Source organism: Binatus sp. (SeqCode), from assembly GCF_036522015.1.
In the GTDB taxonomy this organism is placed as follows: domain Bacteria; phylum Desulfobacterota; class Binatia; order Binatales; family Binataceae; genus Binatus.
Window position 1 is genome coordinate 1 of record NZ_DATDGQ010000111.1, and the last position, 17,854, is coordinate 17,854.

Genomic DNA, 17,854 nt, shown 5'->3' on the forward strand with positions numbered 1-17,854 from the left:
GGGTTTCACATTCAATGAATTGATTCGCCGTTCACTCCCACATCACCTTCACTGGTACTTTCTCCGCCAGTGCTCCTTTTGTTCCGACAGCACTCTGCGGAAATTTGTCAGCCATCCAGATTTTTCCCGCCGTGAGCCTTGTGACCACTCCCACCGGCCTGACCTGATCGCGAATATGAATCGCGCAAGACCATCGCGCCGGTTCGTCATTGACCGCTGGCAACGTTCCGGTGGTCGGCTCGCAGATAGAATTGTCCGCCAGCCGGAAAATCCAGGGCAACCGTGAGCGCGCCGCATGAGAAGGTGCGGGCAGCGCCAGGTTGGTCAACTTGAGGAGAAAGCCGCTGGTCTTGAGCGCTGGATCGGCGTCGCACACCAGCCGGTCACCAATCGGCGGCAGCCTGAAACATGGATCGTAAATCCCATCGCCAACCTCACATCGATAGGCATCGCGTCGAGTGGGGGCGGCGATTGACACCGTCGAGCACGAACCTTCGCGCACGTCGCCGCTCGGGATCTCGGGCGTGAACCGAATCACGCTGGTCTCCGACACGATCAACGGACTGGCCGGCATCTGTGCCCGGGCCGGAGCGGCATAGAAAAACGACGCGCACGTTAGTGAGGCGATCCCACATTTCCACGTGTTCGATGGCATATAGATCTCCGTCAGATCAGAAAATCGGCAGCTTGATTCCTGCTGTGACCATCGCGCCGCTCGCGACGCCCATCAGCGCCTCGCCCGCCACCAGGCCGGCGGCGAGCAGGATGCCCGGTCCGCTCTCGGCTTCCTCGTCGGGTCCGAAAAACGAATGTGCAAGCGCGCCGATAAAGATCGCGACGCTTAGTCCGAACGGAAGATAGAGACCGATCGCCGCGGGCATAATCGGCGTCCGCCACTTCGATCCGGTTCGTTCCAGGTATCGATCGCTGAATCCGAGAATCGCAGCGAGCGCCGCGCCGGTTGCAATGGTTCCCAGTGGCAAACCGCCGTGAAACACCCCCTGCGTCACTTTCGCCATCAGGAAGGCTTGCGGCGCAGCCAGCGCTCCGGCGCGCGCGGTCGCAGTTCCTGCAATTCCGTAGCCGGCGATCAGCAGGTTCAGAATCGGTGCCATCAGGAATGACGACGCAATCGCACCGACCAGCACACCGATTTCGAGCGAGCGCGGCGTCGCGCCGACGTGGAACCCGGTCGCGAGGTCGTGCGTCGAATCACCCGCCATCGCAGCCGCCGTGCATACGATTGCGCCCGCAAGAATCGCCAGTTGCGGCCCGACGCTCTGCGACACGCCGACCAGTTTGAGAAACAGCGCCACGGCCAGCAACACGATCACCGTCACGCCCGACACCGGATTGTTCGACGCGCCGACTATTCCGGTCAGGTAGCCGGCAATCGCCGTCGCGAAAAAGCAGATTAACGTCAGCAGAATCGCGAGCGCGGCGCTGAGTGCGACATTGCCGCTCAGCCAAAGGCAAATAGCGAAAATAACCGGCACGCAAAGCGCCACTGCCGTCAGCACTGCGCGCGCCGAGAGATCGGTATCCTCGCGCGCCGTCGCGACGGAGGCATTCGTCGCGCGCACGACGCGGATGCTGTCGGCGATCGCGGACGCGATTCGCGTGCGCAACTTCCACAGCGTCACAACGCCCCCGGTCAGCATCGCGCCCACGCCGAGATAGCGCACCTGCCCGCTCCACAGCTGCTGCGCGGTGGTAGCAGCGTCGCCCGTTCCGCTGCCGGAATGAAACGCGGTGAGCAGCGGAATCGCGACCAGCCACGCGAATGCGCCGCCGGCGAACACCAGCGCCGCGATCCTGATTCCTATTATGTAGCCGACGCCGATAAGCGCCGCAGAAATATCGAGCGATCCGGCGACCGCTGCGCTCCCGATCCATCGGGCGCCCGAAACCGCCCCCGGAATAATTCCGGCGACGTCCTGCAGCGCTTTGAGAGCCGCCGAGATGAGTCCGCCAATAACCAGCGGGCGCACATTCGCCTGCGCGTCTCCGGCGCGAAGCACCTGCGCGCACGCAACGCCTTCGGGAAACGGCAGGCGTTCCTCGACGATGTACGCGCGGCGCAGGAACACCACCAGCAACGCGCCCATCGTCGCGCCCACGACGCATAGCGCCGTCACCTCGACGTACGGCAGCGTTCTGACGCCGCCAAGAATCACCAGCGCCGGAAAGGTAAAGATCGCGCCGGCCGCGACCGCCTCGCCCGCCGACGCGATCGTTTGCACAACGTTGTTCTCGAGTATCGTCGAGCCCCCCAGCATCCGCAGTATCGCCATCGAGATTACGGCCGCCGGGATACTCGCGGACACAGTCAGGCCCGCATACAAACCCAGATACGCATTCGCCGCGCCGAGAATCAGCGCCAGCGCAATGCCGAGCACGATACTCCGCGGCGTCAGTTCGCGAATCGCCGGCGCAGAATCTGGAATTGGAATCGAATCGTCGCGCTGCACGCCGACACTATATGGCATCAAGCGGCGGCGGGCGCGAGTAAAACCTTAGCCGTTCTTCGACTCGTCGAGATTTGGATAGTCCACCGGCTTGCCGGCATGCTTCCAACCTTCGATGCCGTCGCTCATCACGCTCACGTCGCTGTAGCCCGCTGCTACCGCCCGCCGGGCGGCTTCATGCGAGGCAGTTCAGTGCAGGTCGGCGCAGTAGAAGACGAGCTTCGCGCTTTTGGACGGGGGCAACTCTTTGGCGACATCGTACTTGTCGTCGCTGGTGAGCAGGTGCGCGCCCGGAACTACGCCAGCCGTCGAGCGCAGACCCCACCCGTTCGCATCATAGATATTCACGTGCGAGTTCGGGTCGTTCATCAACGACGCGAGCTGCTCGACGCGGATGACGGCGAACTTGTCCGGCTCTTTCGGCTTGTTGTTGAGCAGCGACCCGATATCGAACGCAAACGCCGACGCTGCGATAGACAAGACGATCGCGCCGGCAATCGCCAACACCATCGCCCTGAGCGCTCGGAAATACGTACTCACAGCACTAGCGTACCAAATTGCGTTGACCCGCGCTCGAAATTAGTTGGTTTTCTGGGTCGTGGTTTTATCAGTAGTCGTGCTGGAACCGTTCATACCATTGTCAGTCTTTGTCGTGCTCGACGATTCCGAGGTTTTCTCCTGCGGCGGTGCTGCGTCGGCGCCTGGAGCGCCTGGAGCGCCCGGTGCTCCCTGAGCGCCGGCTACGGGAACCGGGACTGCCGTGGTAGTTTCCTTTTCGCATCCGACGACCGCGGTGCCGAGCAGAAATGCGAAACCAATCAACGCAGCCGCGGTGCCCAACTGTTTTTTCACCATGATATTGCCCTCGAGTTAGCTCTGGTCTCCTTCAAGCCTAACGATACCAGAATCTCAGACAAATTTGCCTTTTGATCGTGTCTGGTAGTTACCAAGATAACCAACCGGGGCGTTTCGTCGCCGCCCGAGCCTCAGAAGCTTTCCGTCACTTTTGTCGGTTTTGTTCGCTAAGTGTAAAACGGACACACGGACGATGAGATTCTTCGCGCAAGCATTCGGCTTCTTCAGCTGGGTAGGTATCTGCCACTTCATCAACCTGCTCTTCATCAGCCTGCTCATACGCAGTGGGCTGGAAATCCTGAGCGCCCATCCCAAGCTCTACTGGAACGATGGGTGCAATGTCGGCAGCGAATGGCTCAAGTTCACGCACAAGGTGATGCCCGCGGATCGGCTCTGGACCGCGACGGACGAGCAAGAACCGTTCACGTCGTGGCTGGCGCTGCCAGGCCACATGAATCTCGGGATGGGGCGCCACTGGCATTTCTTTTCGATCATCTTTTGGGTGCTCAATGGCGCGGTTTACGTTTTTCTGCTGTTCGCGACCGGCGGATGGCGCCGGCTGATCCCGACTTCATGGAGCATCTTTCCCGCCGCGATACATGCGTCGTTGATCTACGCGCATTTCCATCTCCCGCCGCCGGGCCATCCGTATAATCCTATTCAGCAGCTTGCCTACGCCGGAGTCGTTTTTGTGATCGCGCCGCTGATGATAGCGACTGGCGCAGCGATGTCACCGGCGGTCGCCGCGCGCTTCCCCGGCTACATCCGCATGCTCGGTGGTCGCCAATCCGCGCGCAGCATCCATTTTATCGGGCTCGTTGCGATTTGTCTCTTCACGATCGTGCACGTCACGCTGGTCGTGGTCGAGGACTTCCCCGCCAACATGAGTTACATCATCCATGGGCGGCATGCGCTGGAGGGTCTCTCGGTCGCGATCGGGATCGGCGGCCTCGTCGTTGTTGCGATCCTGCATGTGTGGGCCACGCAGGTGTCGCTGCGCGATCCAAAGTTTGTCCAGCGCACCTTTGGAGCCGCGATTGAACCGGTCCGCCGCAGCCTGCTTCATGACCTCCGCTCGCGCCAGGCGTATCCGAGGTCGGCAATATCTGCATACTTCATAATCAACGGCCGGCCGCCGGAGAGCGCGGAATATCAGCAACTGACGCAGACCAACTTCGAGAATTGGCGGCTCGAAATTGGCGGCCTGGTCGCAAATCCACTTCACCTCGGCCTCAAGGATCTTCGCGCGATGCAGGCGCACTCCCAGATCACGCTGCACCACTGTATTCAAGGATGGTCGGGAATCGCGCAATGGAACGGAGTCGCGATGACGGACATACTGGCGCGCTGCCGGCCGCTCGGAAACGCGCACTATCTGGTGTTTCGCTCCTGGCAGGAACCCGAGCCGGGCGTGACGTACTACGAGGTAATCGACCTCGAGTTGGCGTCTCATGCGCAGACGATTCTTGCCTACGAGATGAACGACGCGCCACTGGAAGTCGCGCATGGAGCTCCCTGTCGTTTGCGGGTCGAGACGCAGTTGGGCTTCAAGATGGTGAAGTGGATACGCTCGATCGAACTCGTCGAGGACTACCGTCTACTGGGCGGCGGCCAAGGCGGATACCGCGAAGACGTGCAGTTCTACGGCCCCGAAGCGGGAATCTGACAGATTGCTCTTTCGCGAGAACTAAAATCAGCTTCCGATTTCCTCGCTCAGGCCTGCCACCTTCAGCGCTTTTCGCTTGGCGCCCTTCAGGTCATAGTACCGGCGCGTGACGATTCGTTGCGCATAGAGACCGCCGCCGGCCTGCACGTTGGTGACCGCTTTCCATCCGCCATACGCGTCGGCGGTGAGATCGCGAATCGCGTGAAACAGCCGCGCGCGATAGTCGCCGTCGATTCCATTGCTGGTGCCCATGTATTTGCGGACGAGCGGGCCAGTAACTTCATTCTCGAGATCGGCGACGCCCGGCGCGGTGAGGATCGAGCCGCCCGAGATATCGTGCAGATGCCGCACCATGAGATTGTAATTCGCCGCGCCGTGATACTTGCCGGCGTTGGTGTAGAGCTCATCGGGGAACGCGCCTTGCTCGGTAATCTGGCAGTTGGCGATCGCCGCCTCGAGCGCGGCGCGAATCAAGGTGGCGTGGATGAGCATCTCGGAAATTTTCTCCTTGATATGCCCCTCGCCCGCCAAACCGTTCGCCTCGGCCACGAGTTGCGCGAAGCCGACCAGCTGATCGCCCTCTTCCGCCATCGCCGAGAGCCCGCCTAACCGTTCCCAGAGCCCGAGCGAATGCGCGAAGACGGCGGCCTGCGCCACCGCGCCATCGAGGAAGATGCGTTCGTTCGGCACGAACACGTTGTCGAGGATCACGAATCCTTCCGCCATGTGAATTTTCGCGGAGACCGGGAACGTGCGCGTGTCGGGATGACGCGGCGCAAAAGTCGTATCGATTATCTTGACCCCGGGCGAATTGACCGGCACCGCGCATCCGATCGCGTAAGCCTCCTCGCCGGGCTTCATCGCCTTGGTCGGGATCACCATCAGGTCATGCGCCATCGACGCGCCTGTGATGTGCAACTTCGCGCCGCGAATCACGACGCCGTCGGCGCGCCGCTCGACCACGCGCGTGTACGCGTCGGGATCGTCCTGCTTGCCGGGCGGGCGGCTGCGATCGCCCTTTGCGTCCGTGATGCATTCGACGATGCGAACATCCTTGCGCTGTGCGGAATGAACGTAGTTGCGGATGCGCTCGGCATACTCTGGCAGTGCGTCCGCGATACGCGTGGCTGCGGTCGTCAGCGTCATGATCGACTGGTAGGTCACGTTGGCGACGATGTCGGATTCGAGCAGCAGCGGAATCCGGTCGCGCAATTCCTCAGCCGAGCGCGGGATTTTCATCAGTGGACTGACGGCGCCGGGCTCGGGCGAGTAGAACTGGTCGTACCCCCTGGCGATTCGCGAGACGCATTCGCCAAGCAACGGATGATTGGCGATGTCGCGCACGCGCTCGCCCTCAAAATAAGTTTCGCGGTTATCGTCGAGCGACTTCTTGTATTGCTGTCCGGTCATCATCGCGTTCTTCTCTCCTTGAACTTCACATGCGCAAAATTTCTGAAGCTTCCGCCCGGGGCGAAGCAAAAGCCTAATGCGGAACGCCGCCGGAAAAAAGGTCCGCGACGATTAATCCTTAGGTGAATTCCGGCAAAAAGTGAGAATCATCCCGGCACGCGCGCGCGTCGACGACGCTTTCAATGGATCGTAACTTTCACGCTCGCCGTCGTCCGTCCATACTGATTTGTCGAGTACAGCGTGTAGGTCGTGGTGCTTTTGGGATGAACTGTTGTTGAGTTTCCACGCATCGGTCCAACCGCGGGCGAGATCACGTTGTAGATCGCGTCGCTGGTTGTCCAGCTGAGCATGGCGCCGTGCCCTTTTGCGACATGAGTGGGATTCGCCGTGAAGCCACTGACTATAGGACTCGCGCCAGTTGGCACGTCGGAATTCGTATAGACCGGGCCTGTCGACACAACGTCGAAGTCAGCCGCGCTGACGGAACCGAGCAGGTGCAGGTCAGAGTTGTTCCAGCGGGTGTCGGGCGCGCCGCTAAGGTAGATAGCACTCCCATTGTCGGCGAGTATCATTCCGTACTTCTTCAGCGCCGCAAGGATCACCTGGTTCTGCGGCGAAAAACTCGAGATATCGAAACCGGCTTTCAGCCGGAGCCGCGCGCCCATCGGAGGCGCGTCAGGATTCGTCACCGACGACGCCCAATGCGACGCGGGCGCGGTGAAGGCCTGCTGCGATACCGGCACTGTGAAGCGGATCGCGTGATTGATAGCGCCTGCCGCGACCTCGTCGTACCGTACTAATCCAGCAAAAATCGGCAGTCCCGCCGCATCTGCCGAAGTCCAGGTGTAAGGACGCTGTGGGTCAATAGTCATATCCCAAATAGCGGTCGAGTCGGCGCTCCAGCTACCGTTCGTAAGGTGATGAGAGTTATACAGCTCGTACAGCCAGCAGCCGTCCTTGTCGAGCACCAACACATGACGATCGCCGGCGCCGGCATTTGGATAGCCCTCGATCAACGCGGTTGCTGGAATCGGCATGGGGCCGGGATCGCTTTCGTCCGCGTATGCTCCAAGGTTGACGCTGACTTTCGCCTGCGTGCCGGCCACGATCTGATACGGTATGCCGATCGAATGGCCGGCATAGGTACCCGCGCCGAAATCCGGATGCAAGGTCACCGTCGAGCCGATGAAGCCGATGATGTTAGACGAGTTCGAGTCCACTGGCGCGTTGGAAATGTCGGTGTTCCAAAGGCTGTCGGACGTGAAGGGCACAAAGCCGTTCAGACTCTTGAGCTGACCTACTGTCATTCCGCTGCAAGCGCTTTGGGCAACCGCGGGAGCGTTCCAGGAAATTTGCAAGACGACGAGCAAAACTGCTGCGATACGGTATTTCATAATGTGTTCGCGAGGCTGCCCGAACGGTTTTACTGCCGTCAATCACCCCTCTCCGGCCAGTAATATAATTCAACTATCAGTATGGCTGTGTGCAGGCATCGAACAAAGGGGTGGCCGCTACACTTGCGGGTGAGACTTGATGCATTCGACCACACGCGCGCCGAAGTCGGTGAGCTTTTTCTCGCCCATCCCACGGATATAGCGCAGCGCTTCAACCGAGGTGGGACGGACGCTGGCTAGTTGGCGCAGCGTGGCGTCGTGAAGGATGACATAGGCCGGTACCGCGCGCTCGGCGGCGATTTCGCGCCGTAGTTTGCGCAGACTCTCGAACAGCGCCTCGTCCACATCGCGCCACGACGCTTCTTCGATTCGCGTCCTTTTCGGTTTTGACTCTTTCGCTTGTAGCAATGTGACCGCGCGCTCGCCGCGCATCACTTCCCACGACAACGCGTTCAATTTCAGCATCGGCCGATCGCCTGGTGTGCGCTCGAGCAAGCCGGCATCGACCAGCTGATAGACCAGGTTGGTCAGGGTCTTGCGTGGAACGTCCTTCAGCAGGCCATTGGTGGAAAGTTTTTCGTGGCTCAGGCGACGCACGCGTTCGCTGCTCGCGCCGCTCAGTACATCGACGACGTGCTCGACGCCGAAGCGCTGCTCGACGCGCGCGACGCATGACAGCACCTTCTGCGCGAGCACGGTAGAATCCGCGACGCCTTCGACCTCGCCCAGGCAGAAGTCGCACGCACCGCAGTTTGCTCCTTGATAGGTCTCGCCAAAGTATGCAGAGAGCGCCGCATGACGGCATCGAACGACCGTCGCAAAGCGGCGCACTTCCTCCAGCAGCAGCTTGCTGCTCTCGAGCACTTCGGCCGGCGTCGCCGATTCTTCGGCGCTCCGTTCCATCAGGTTGCGCCAGCGCATCACGTCGGCCGCCGAATAGAACAACACGCATTCAGCAGGCAGGCCGTCGCGGCCCGCGCGCCCGGTCTCCTGCTGGTAGGCCTCGACTGATTTAGGCAGCGCCGCGTGAATCACGCATCGGATGTCGCTGCGATCGATCCCCATCCCGAACGCAACCGTCGCCACCACTACGTCGATTTCCTCCGCGGCGAAACGATCCTGCGTGCGCCGACGCTCGTCCGCTTCTATGCCGGCGTGATAGGCCGCCGCGCGCACACCTTCCGACGCCAGGTATGCTGCTATCTGCTCGGTGTCTTTTCGGCTGATGCTGTAGACGATCGACGCTTCACCTTTGTGCCGCCGGATGGTCTCCGCAATCTGCGCGTTCACGTCCACTTTCGGACGCACCCGGTAAAGTAGATTCGGGCGGTCGAACGATCCCACCAGCACTGTCGGGTCCGTGAGTCCGAGTTGATCGACGATGTCGCCGCGCACGCGCTGGGTCGCAGTCGCCGTGTACGCATGAATACTCGCGCTCGGAAAGCGCGTCTTCAATTCCGCCAGTCTGCGATATTCCGGCCGGAAGTCGTGCCCCCATTGGCTGATACAATGCGCCTCGTCGATCGCAAAACTTGTGACCTTCAGACGCGCTGCGAGATCGAGAAACCGCGGCGTCAGCAACCGCTCCGGCGCGACGAATATAAGATGATGCCGGCCGCCGGCGAGCTCGCGCTCGACGTCACGAACCTCCATCTGATCCATCCCGCTATGGAGCGCCGCCGCCGGATAGCCGGACAGCCGCAGCGCATCGACCTGGTCTTTCATCAGTGCGATCAGTGGCGAGACCACGACGTCGGTGCGCCCAGCGACCGCAGGCGGCACCTGGTAGCAAAGCGACTTCCCGCCCCCGGTCGGCATCACGACTAACGAGTCGCGCCGGTCCAGCCCCGCCTGAATCGCCTCCAGCTGCAGCGGCCGCAAGCTCTCGAATCCCCAAAAGCGCCGCAAAACCGCGAGCACTTCGTCGGACGCACGCGCGCCCGCGTCGTCCCCTGCCATGGCGACGGCGTCATCGCGGCTCTTCATCGTTCTCCAGCCCCAACTCAACCCGTTCCGGCATCATTAGTAACAACATCCCGCCATCTATAGAACCGAGCCCATGAAAAAATTCGCGCCGCCGCCGTAACCGGCGGCACAAAAAATCTGGCGTCGACGCTTTTGGAAATTACGAACAGTACTAGAATACTACTTTCCGCTTGACCGGGCGACGCTAATTACGGATAAACTTTCAGTCTCCTGCACGTATCTGGCAGGTTGCGGTCCCAAGCTTTCAGCGAGGTGACGTCGCGTGGCCAACTTTAGAATATTGTCCTGCGATGGCGGTGGAATCCGCGGAGTCCTGACTGCGGTATTGCTCAATCGGATTCTCGGCGCATACCCCGCCCTGCTGCAGGATCGGCCCGGCACGATCACGATGTTCGCCGGCACCTCGACCGGCGGAATCCTGGCCCTCGGTCTGGCGGCCGGCCTCACGCCCGCGCAGATTCGCGACCTCTATGTTACCAACGGAAAGCTGATTTTTGATTCGTCGTGGACTCGCGACGTGGTCGAAATCGGCGGTATCAGCGGATCGAAGTTCGACAATGTGAACCTCAAGCAGATTCTGCTCGAGACCTTCGGCGCGTTGAAACTCAAGGACTTACATTCGCGCGTGCTGATCGCGTCGTTCAAGTTGGACAACCAGGCGGCTGATCCTTCGTCCCGCACCTGGAACCCGAAGTTCTTCCACAATTTTCTGGGCGACGACAGTGACGGCGAATTCCTCGCTGTTGACGTCGCGATGTCCACCAGCGCTGCGCCAACCTACTTCCCGTCGTACGGCGTGTACATCGATGGCGGCGTGATTGCCAACAATCCGAGCATGGCTGCGATTGCGCAGGCGCTCGACGGGCGCAATCAAGCCGGCGAACGCGCGACCCTCGGCGGGATCAAACTCCTGTCCGTAGGTACGGGCGCGTCCCTGCAATACATCGACGGCGTGAACCACGATTGGGGCGACGCGCAATGGATCAAGCCGATCCTCAACGTGATGATGGACGGCAGCGTCGGGGTGGCCGATTTCGAATGCCAGCAACTTCTTGGCGATCGCTACTGTCGCGTCGAGCCCATATTCCCCGCCGGAAAATCGTTCCCGATGGACGACGTCAGCAAGGTCGTGGACCTGATGGACCTGGCAAATTCGTTCGACCTGACCAGCACCGTCGCATGGCTGAACGCCTCAGGATGGTGACAGGTCGCGCGCGGGATTGTTCAGCGCGATTATTTCTCGCCGTGGTACTTGAGGTTGAGCGCCCCGATTCCGGCTGCGACGTTTAGTCCGTTCTGCCCTTCGACGGATACAGGCTGAAGCGCTATCGACTGATCAAAGCCTCCGACCAGCACGTTTGCGCCCGCACCCACGCCAAGTGTGATGCTCGCGCTCGCCCCGCCGTAGTGACCGGCCAACGCCCCGGGCTTGAGATCCTTGGTCGTCGCGGCGACCGCCCACAAGATCACCGCCGATTTGAGGTAACCGATATCAGCGCCGAACTTTGAGATGCTGCCGTCGTAGTATTCGACTCTCCCCCCATTGCTGGAGTAGGAGCATCTGATGTCGCGCGAAGATCCGAAGATGAATCCCCATCCCGAAGCTTCGTGGCAAGTGAGATAGCCCGTTTTCACGGTGTAGTTGCCGGCGGCGTGCGCCGGTAGCGACCAGGAGCTCAAGAAAAGAATACTGGTTGCAAGAAACGCGATGAGAAGTGGTGGTTTCATCTCTTCCTCCGGAACACAGGTGTAGTTTTCAGACTAGTGAAAACCAACAATCAGGTCTACGGAAGCGCAGGCTGCAAGTGTCCGCCGACTACCTCAAATCGCGGCCGGTGTAGCCGAGGATTGAGCGCGCGATTATCAGGCGCTGGATTTCGCCGGCGCCTTCGTAGATGTCGAAGATGCGGCCGTCCCGGAAGCATCGATCCAGCGGATGGTCTTCCGAGAGCGCTTCCGGGCCGAGCAGCTCGATGCATCCCTGGGTGATCTTTCGCGCCGCTTTGCCGCCCGCCGCTTTTGCGATCGATGCTTCCACTTTCGGCGGCACTGCCTGCTGCTCGAGCCATTTCGAGCGCAGCACGGTCAGCAACGCCGCTTCGAAAATTGCTTCCAGCCGGATAAAACGATCGACAAGGGCCGAGCGGCTTCGCATCCCGCCGCGATAGCTGATCTCGATTCCGCGCTCAGCCAGCTTTTCGCGCGTGAAATCCAACGATGCGCGCGCGACGCCCAGCGCCATCGCGCCGACCATCGGTCGCGAGTCGTTGAACACCGACATCGTGGATTTGAAATCGCCCTTGATATGGTTGAATTCCGGTATCCGGCAATTCTCGAACAGCAGATTGCAGGTATCGTGCGATCGGATACCGAGTTTCCTGAGTTGCGGGCCGACGGTGAATCCCGGCGTGCCCTTTTCGACGATGAACGTACTCATCCCGCGGCTTCCGTCCGGCGCGATAAATCGCGACAGCACCATCGCAGCGTCACCCGACTGCGCCTGCGAGATGAAAATCTTCTCGCCGTTGAGGATCCATTCGCCGGTCTCGCGATCAAAAGTCGCCGTGGTGCGAATGTTCGCCGGGTCGGAGCCGGCGCCGGGCTCGGTAATCGCAATCGCTATGGTGTGGTTCTTCCACTTCTCGAATTGCTCGGGAGTCGCGACGGTCTTGAGGACGGTGTTGCCGAGTCCCCATTTGCTGCGATGCAGCGAAGTCCCGCCCCAATAAATTTCGAGCATCACCAGCGAATGCAGAATCCGCGAGCCGCTGCTGCCACCGACCCCTTCTTCGGCCAGCGTGATCGGGCTGGGCAAGACTTTCGCTTCGGGGAATTGTTCCGGCTCGATTTCGTCTTCGTGCTTGTCGTAGTAGCTCGCATAGCGCCTGGCGATGATCGCCTGCTCGTGCGCGCTGCGGAGAACTTTTTCGTCGGTCGGGGTGAGTTGAAAATCTATCATCGCATTTTCCTCGTTATAGTCTTCGACGCCTAAATTCCGACCGCGCCTTCCAGCACCGACACCGTGCGCGTGTCGCGATACCACATCTCGACCGGGTTATCGCGCAGGTAGCCGTGGCCGCCGAGCATCTGGACGCCTTCGTCGGCGATCCACATCGCGTTCTCGCCGCAGTAGGTGTATGCGAGTTGCGCTTGACGCGTGGCGTCGCCGCCCTGCTCGAGAATCGACGCGGCTTTCCAGGTCATCCAGCGCATCGCATCGGTTTCGATTCGCATGTCGGCCAGGCGGAACGCGATCGTCTGCTTCTTCGCGAGGGCGTCGCCATGAACCACGCGCTCTTTTGTATAGGGCATCACGAACTCCATCACGGCGCGGCTGGTGCCGGTCATGATCGCGGACAGCGCGGTGCGCGCCGAGTCGATGATCCGCTGAACGTCGCATCCCGCGCCTTCACCGAGGCGTGCGCTGGTCGGCACTTCGACATCCTTGAAACTGACCGTCGCCATCTCGAGCGCCCGCAACCCGATGTTCGGTTTCTTCTCGCCGACCGTTACGCCTCTCGCGTTCCGGTCAACGATGAACGCGTCCATCCCGCCGTCAGATTGCGCGACGACGATGAAGTGACCGCAATTTGCGGCGAGCGGAACCAATCCCTTCATGCCTGACAGGCGATAACCGTCGCGTGCCTTGACGGCTGCGGTGCGAATCGCGGAGACGTCGAAGGCGAAATCGGGCTCCATGACTGCCACGCCCGCGCTTCGATACTTGTCGCCGGCAAACAGCGGCAGCAGATTTTTCTTTTGCGCGGGCGAGCCTTGCGTAGCGACCGCGCCAAGAAATCCGATTGGCGCCGCAGCGGCGATCGCGAACGACGCGTCCGCGACCGCAAGCTCCTCGAGCAGCAGTGCATTGAGCGTCGGCGAATAGCCGCCAGCTTCAGCTTGCGACTGGATGATTCCGGTTGCCCAGATCTCGTCGAGGATCGGCGACGGGATCGCCTCGCGGTCATCGGCGTCGCGCGCGGCCGGCCGCAGCTGCGAGCTTGCCAGCTCCTGCACCATGGACTGGGCGAGCTTCTGTTCCTGGGTCAGTTCAAAAGAAATCACTGCCTTTTCCCTCCAATTCCGCTTGACACTCAGCGCCTGTGCGGGGTACCAATGGTTGAACCAATGGAACATATGAGCGATACCAATGTCAAGCGGAAAGAGCCGGTGCGGGTGGCGACGCCGCGTCGCGTCGAGTTCAGCCGCATCCGCAACTTGCGCGCGTTCGAGGAGATCGCCGATCAGATTCGCAAAGAGTTGTCCGACCGGCGACTGAGAGCGGGCGATCGGCTCCCACCGGAGCGCGTGCTGGCCGAGCAGTTCGGCGTGTCGCGCAACACGCTGCGCGAGGCGCTGCGGTCGCTCGAGAATGCGGGCTTGCTGCGGCTGCAGAAGGGCGCGACCGGGGGCGCGTTCGTGCGCGAGAGCACGGGCGACGCGATAATCACCGGGCTGCGCGACATGTTCCACCTCGGCGCAATCCAGCCCGAGCATTTGACCGAAGCGCGGGTGATGATCGAGTCGATCGCGGTGCGCACGGCGTGCGAGCGCGCGACGGCGGAAGATATTGAGGCGCTCAATGCGAACATCGCCGCGGCGGAGCGGGCGGTGCGCGAGAAGATAGATTTTTTCGATCAGGCGGCGATTCATCTGGAGTTCCATCGCATCCTGGCTCGCGCGACCAAGAATCCGGTGATGGTGATCGTGATGGACGCGCTGATCGACGTGATGCAGCACTTCATCCGGGCGATCGGGCAAAAGCGGAATCCGTGGGTGATTCCGTCGCGGCGGCGATTCATGAAGCATTTCGCGGCCGGCGAGAGCGATGCGGCGGTCGAAGAGATGGAGCAGCATCTCGAGCGGCTGAATCGGCACTACTTGTCGCTGATGAAAGAAAAAGATCGGGCCGAGGCGGCAGGTGAGTAGCGACATTCTGAGCGGCGTGCGGGTGCTCGACTTCACGACGATCGTGTCGGGGCCGTATTGCACGCGGCTGCTGGCGGATCTTGGCGCCGAGGTGATCAAGATCGAGCCACCCGAGGGCGACTTCATCCGCACACAGCCGCCGATTCGCGCGGGCAAGAGCGCGTACTTCGCGCATCTGAATTGCGGGAAGAAAAGTCTCGCGATCGATCTGCGGCAAGCCGGCGCGATCGATTTGGTGCAGCAACTTGCCGCGAAGTCGGACGTGGTGGTCGAAAATTCGCGGCCGGGCGTGATGCAGCGGCTGGGGCTCGACTACGCAACGCTCGCGCCGCTGAATGCGCGAATCGTGTACTGCTCGATCTCGGGCTTTGGCCAGAGCGGGCCGTGGGCGACGCGCAGTGCTTACGCGCCGATGCTGCATGCGGCCAGCGGTTTCGACCTGGTCAACCTGTCGCATCAAGACGGACTGGAACGGCCGCTCAACACGGGCATCTTCGTGGGCGACGTGCTGGGCGGGACGTATGCATTCGGCGCGATTCAGTCCGCGCTGCTGGCGCGCGAGCGCAGCGGCCGCGGCGACTGCATCGATCTGTCGATGATGGACGGCGTGCTGGGGATGCTCATCTATGAGTTCCAGGAAGCGCAGTTTCCGCAGAAGAAAAAGAACAACATCTTTCAACCGACGCGCGCGAAGGACGGCTTTATAATGATCGCGGCGGTCAAACCTAATAACTACGAAGCGCTGGCGCGCGCGGTCGGACATCCGGAATGGATGGACGATGCTCGTTTCGCGACCGCGAAAGGCAGAGCGGCGAATTGGGCGTGGTTCATGTCGATGCTGGATGAGTGGGCATCGACTCGAACGATGGCGGAGTGTGAAGCGATACTGACGGGGGGGCGAGTGCCGTGCTCGCGGTATTACACGGTGCGCGAGGCGCTCGAGCATCCGCATCTCGCGCAGCGCGGCAGCTTCGAAGTGATCGACGACGGCGCAGGACCGCTGAAGGTGCCGAATCCGGCGTTCAAGTTCGGTAATGCGAGCGCGCAGGCGCGCAACTATGTGCCGGCGCTTGGCGCGGACAATGCACCGGTGCTTTCGAGCGTGCTGGGGTATTCCGCGGATCGCATCGCCGCGCTATACGAGAAACAGATCCTTCACGACGACCGCGGCCGCGCTTCGGGAGGACATGGAAATGGGTGAGATACTTGCGGTTGGAATAACTCACTACCCGCCGCTGGCCGGCAGCGACGAAACGATGTCGTGGATTTTGAAGCGGATGCTCCAGAACCCGCATCTGCCGGAAAAATTCAGGAGCGCGCAGGGCTGGCCGGAAGCGATGCGCGCCGAATGGGGCAAGGATGAGGGCACAAGCGCCGCGCACGCGCATCGCGAGCGCCTGGTGCAATCGTTGCGCAAGGCGCGGGCGCAAATCGACGAGTTTCGCCCCGATTTCATCGTGGTGTGGGGCGACGATCAATACGAAAATTTCCGCGAGGATGTGATCCCGCCCTACTGCATCTACGCGCACGAGTCGTTCGAGTTCGCGCCGCCGGCGCATAACGTCTGGCATGATGCGGCCGACAAGAAATTTCGCGCGGCGGGCAACGTCGCCGCCGCCAAGTACCTGGCCGGCAGACTGATCGACGCCGGTTTCGACACGGCATATTCATACAAGCCGCTGCATCATCCGTTGGGGCATGCGTTTGCGAACGCGGTGCTCTACCTCGACTACGATCGCAAGGGGTTTCCGTATCCGATCATTCCATTCGCGATCAATTGTTATGGGCGGAAGGTGATCGCGCAGCGCGGCGGTCTGCCGGCGTTCGAAAATCCGCCGTCGGAAGCGCAGCTCGATCCGCCGGCGCCGACCCCGCGGCGACTGTTCGATCTCGGGGCCGCGACCGCGCGCATTTTTGCGGAGAGTCCGTGGCGGGTCGCGCTGATGGCGTCGTCGGGATGGTCGCACGCGTTCCTGACTGCGAAAAACAATTTCCTGTATCCGGATACGCCGGCGGATCGCGCGTTGTTCGAGGCGTTGCGCGCGGGCAACTTCGATGCGTGGCGGAATTATCCGGCGGCGTCGGTCGAAGCGAGCGGCCAGCAGGAAATTCTCAACTGGATGTGCCTGGCGGGAGTGCTCGCCGAGCTGAAACGTAAGCCGGCGGAGACCGAGTTCATCGACACCTGGATTTTCAATTCCTCGAAGTGTTTTCTAATGGCGCCACCGCCGCGCTGAATCAAATGAAGCTCGATGGAAAAGTGGCGCTGGTTACGGGGACCAGCACGAATATCGGCGGAGGTATCGCGGAGGGTCTCGCGGCGGAAGGCGCGGCGCTGGTGTGCGTCGATGCGCGCGCCGAAAATGCGGCCGACTGCGCGCGTTACATCACGAGCACGGGCGGCCGCGCGGTGGGCGTCACCTGCGATGTGACCGACGAGCGCGCGGTGACGGGCGCAGTCAATGCGGCGCGCGGGGCATTCGGCGGAATCGACATCCTGGTGAACAACGCCGCGATCTTCAACAAGAAGGGCGTCATCGAGATGCCGCTGGAGGAATGGCGGCGACAGCTCGAGATCATTCTTGGCGGCGCGTTCCTGTTCACCAAGCATGTCGCGAAGTCGATGATCGAGCAGCGTCGCAAAGGCGCCATCATCAATATCATCTCGACCGCGGGACATCAGGGCGAGCCGAACAACATCGCATACTGCACCGGCAAGAGCGGGCTGCTGAACTTCACGCGATCGGCGGCGATGGAGCTGGTCGCGCACGGCATTCGCGTCAACAGTCTGACGCCGACGGCGACCGATCCGGCGGAGTCGCTCGAGCGGGCAGTGCGGTGGGGCCGAGAAGCGCGAAGCGGCGAGCAACTCAAGAATGCTTTCGAGCCGTTTCGAAAGGGCGTACCGATGCAGCGGTTGCCGAGTCCTAGTGACTACGGACGGGCCGCGGTATTTCTGGCGTCGGACGACGCCGGCATGATCACGGGGACGGATCTTCGGGTCGATGCGGGTGCGATCGCGCGTTACTGGGCGTGGAATCCGTCGGAGAAGTAGGAGTTAGCGGAGAGCTGTGCGATGACATTGGAGAAGAGAATACCCAGGCGAACCTCTCCCCTAACCCCTCTCCCTTCAGGAGAGGGGAACA

Annotated in this window: 16 protein-coding genes; 6 read left to right on the forward strand and 10 right to left on the reverse strand. The window is 61.4% G+C overall.

From position 1 onward, the window contains the following. Positions 1-31 precede the first annotated feature (31 nt). The 4 genes from VIW95_RS04480 to VIW95_RS04495 all read right to left on the reverse strand — a co-directional run bounded on the left by VIW95_RS04480 (position 32) and on the right by VIW95_RS04495 (position 3,320). Positions 32-655, reverse strand: coding sequence for a hypothetical protein (locus VIW95_RS04480; protein WP_331584218.1), 624 nt, complete (start codon positions 653-655; stop codon positions 32-34). Between the two features lie 16 nt (positions 656-671). Then, a complete protein-coding gene (locus tag VIW95_RS04485; RefSeq protein WP_331584219.1) occupies positions 672-2,489 on the reverse strand; it encodes an OPT family oligopeptide transporter in 1,818 nt (605 codons plus the stop codon). Between the two features lie 168 nt (positions 2,490-2,657). After that, complete coding sequence (locus VIW95_RS04490) at positions 2,658-3,008, reverse strand: hypothetical protein (RefSeq protein WP_331584220.1); 351 nt, start codon at positions 3,006-3,008, stop codon at positions 2,658-2,660. Between the two features lie 39 nt (positions 3,009-3,047). Then, entirely contained in the window at positions 3,048-3,320 is a 273-nt protein-coding gene (locus VIW95_RS04495) for a hypothetical protein (RefSeq protein ID WP_331584221.1), read from the reverse strand. Positions 3,321-3,516: 196 nt separating this feature from the next. Between VIW95_RS04495 and VIW95_RS04500 the strand changes: the two genes are divergently transcribed. Beyond that, positions 3,517-4,989: a molybdopterin-dependent oxidoreductase gene (locus VIW95_RS04500; RefSeq protein ID WP_331584222.1), complete on the forward strand. Its 1,473-nt coding sequence runs from the start codon at positions 3,517-3,519 to the stop codon at positions 4,987-4,989. 27 nt (positions 4,990-5,016) lie between these two features. Here VIW95_RS04500 and VIW95_RS04505 read toward each other — a convergent pair whose 3' ends face one another. The 3 genes from VIW95_RS04505 to recQ all read right to left on the reverse strand — a co-directional run bounded on the left by VIW95_RS04505 (position 5,017) and on the right by recQ (position 9,779). Continuing rightward, entirely contained in the window at positions 5,017-6,402 is a 1,386-nt protein-coding gene (locus tag VIW95_RS04505; protein ID WP_331584223.1) for a 4-hydroxyphenylacetate 3-hydroxylase N-terminal domain-containing protein, read from the reverse strand. Between the two features lie 176 nt (positions 6,403-6,578). Further along, a complete protein-coding gene (locus VIW95_RS04510) occupies positions 6,579-7,706 on the reverse strand; it encodes a hypothetical protein (protein ID WP_331584224.1) in 1,128 nt (375 codons plus the stop codon). 204 nt (positions 7,707-7,910) lie between these two features. Beyond that, positions 7,911-9,779 (reverse strand): DNA helicase RecQ, encoded by a 1,869-nt coding sequence (recQ, locus tag VIW95_RS04515; protein WP_331584225.1) that lies wholly within the window; start codon positions 9,777-9,779, stop codon positions 7,911-7,913. Between the two features lie 262 nt (positions 9,780-10,041). Here recQ and VIW95_RS04520 point away from each other — a divergent pair, with 262 nt between their 5' ends. Beyond that, the gene (locus VIW95_RS04520) at positions 10,042-10,983 is read left to right on the forward strand and encodes a patatin-like phospholipase family protein (protein ID WP_331584226.1); all 942 of its coding nucleotides are present in this window, start codon (positions 10,042-10,044) and stop codon (positions 10,981-10,983) included. 29 nt (positions 10,984-11,012) lie between these two features. On the opposite strand, the gene VIW95_RS04525 is transcribed toward VIW95_RS04520, so the two are convergent. From VIW95_RS04525 to VIW95_RS04535, 3 genes are all read right to left on the reverse strand, one after another. After that, complete coding sequence (locus VIW95_RS04525; protein ID WP_331584227.1) at positions 11,013-11,507, reverse strand: DUF992 domain-containing protein; 495 nt, start codon at positions 11,505-11,507, stop codon at positions 11,013-11,015. A gap of 88 nt (positions 11,508-11,595) precedes the next feature. Next, positions 11,596-12,738: an acyl-CoA dehydrogenase family protein gene (locus VIW95_RS04530; RefSeq protein WP_331584228.1), complete on the reverse strand. Its 1,143-nt coding sequence runs from the start codon at positions 12,736-12,738 to the stop codon at positions 11,596-11,598. A gap of 29 nt (positions 12,739-12,767) precedes the next feature. After that, on the reverse strand, positions 12,768-13,844 hold the full coding sequence (locus tag VIW95_RS04535; RefSeq protein WP_331584229.1) for an acyl-CoA dehydrogenase: 1,077 nt from the start codon (positions 13,842-13,844) through the stop codon (positions 12,768-12,770). Between the two features lie 72 nt (positions 13,845-13,916). Between VIW95_RS04535 and VIW95_RS04540 the strand changes: the two genes are divergently transcribed. Genes VIW95_RS04540 through VIW95_RS04555 form a run of 4 tightly spaced genes read left to right on the forward strand, consistent with a single transcriptional unit; the run spans position 13,917 to position 17,763 of the window. Further along, on the forward strand, positions 13,917-14,708 hold the full coding sequence (locus VIW95_RS04540) for a FadR/GntR family transcriptional regulator (RefSeq protein ID WP_331584230.1): 792 nt from the start codon (positions 13,917-13,919) through the stop codon (positions 14,706-14,708). Beyond that, positions 14,701-15,909, forward strand: coding sequence for a CoA transferase (locus tag VIW95_RS04545; protein WP_331584231.1), 1,209 nt, complete (start codon positions 14,701-14,703; stop codon positions 15,907-15,909). Before VIW95_RS04540 ends, VIW95_RS04545 begins: the two co-directional genes overlap by 8 nt. Continuing rightward, positions 15,902-16,945, forward strand: a complete 1,044-nt coding sequence (locus tag VIW95_RS04550) for a hypothetical protein (RefSeq protein ID WP_331584232.1) — start codon at positions 15,902-15,904, stop codon at positions 16,943-16,945. The genes VIW95_RS04545 and VIW95_RS04550 overlap by 8 nt, the downstream gene beginning before the upstream one ends. Positions 16,946-16,950: 5 nt before the next feature. After that, positions 16,951-17,763 (forward strand): SDR family NAD(P)-dependent oxidoreductase, encoded by an 813-nt coding sequence (locus tag VIW95_RS04555; protein WP_331584233.1) that lies wholly within the window; start codon positions 16,951-16,953, stop codon positions 17,761-17,763. Positions 17,764-17,854: the final 91 nt, after the last annotated feature.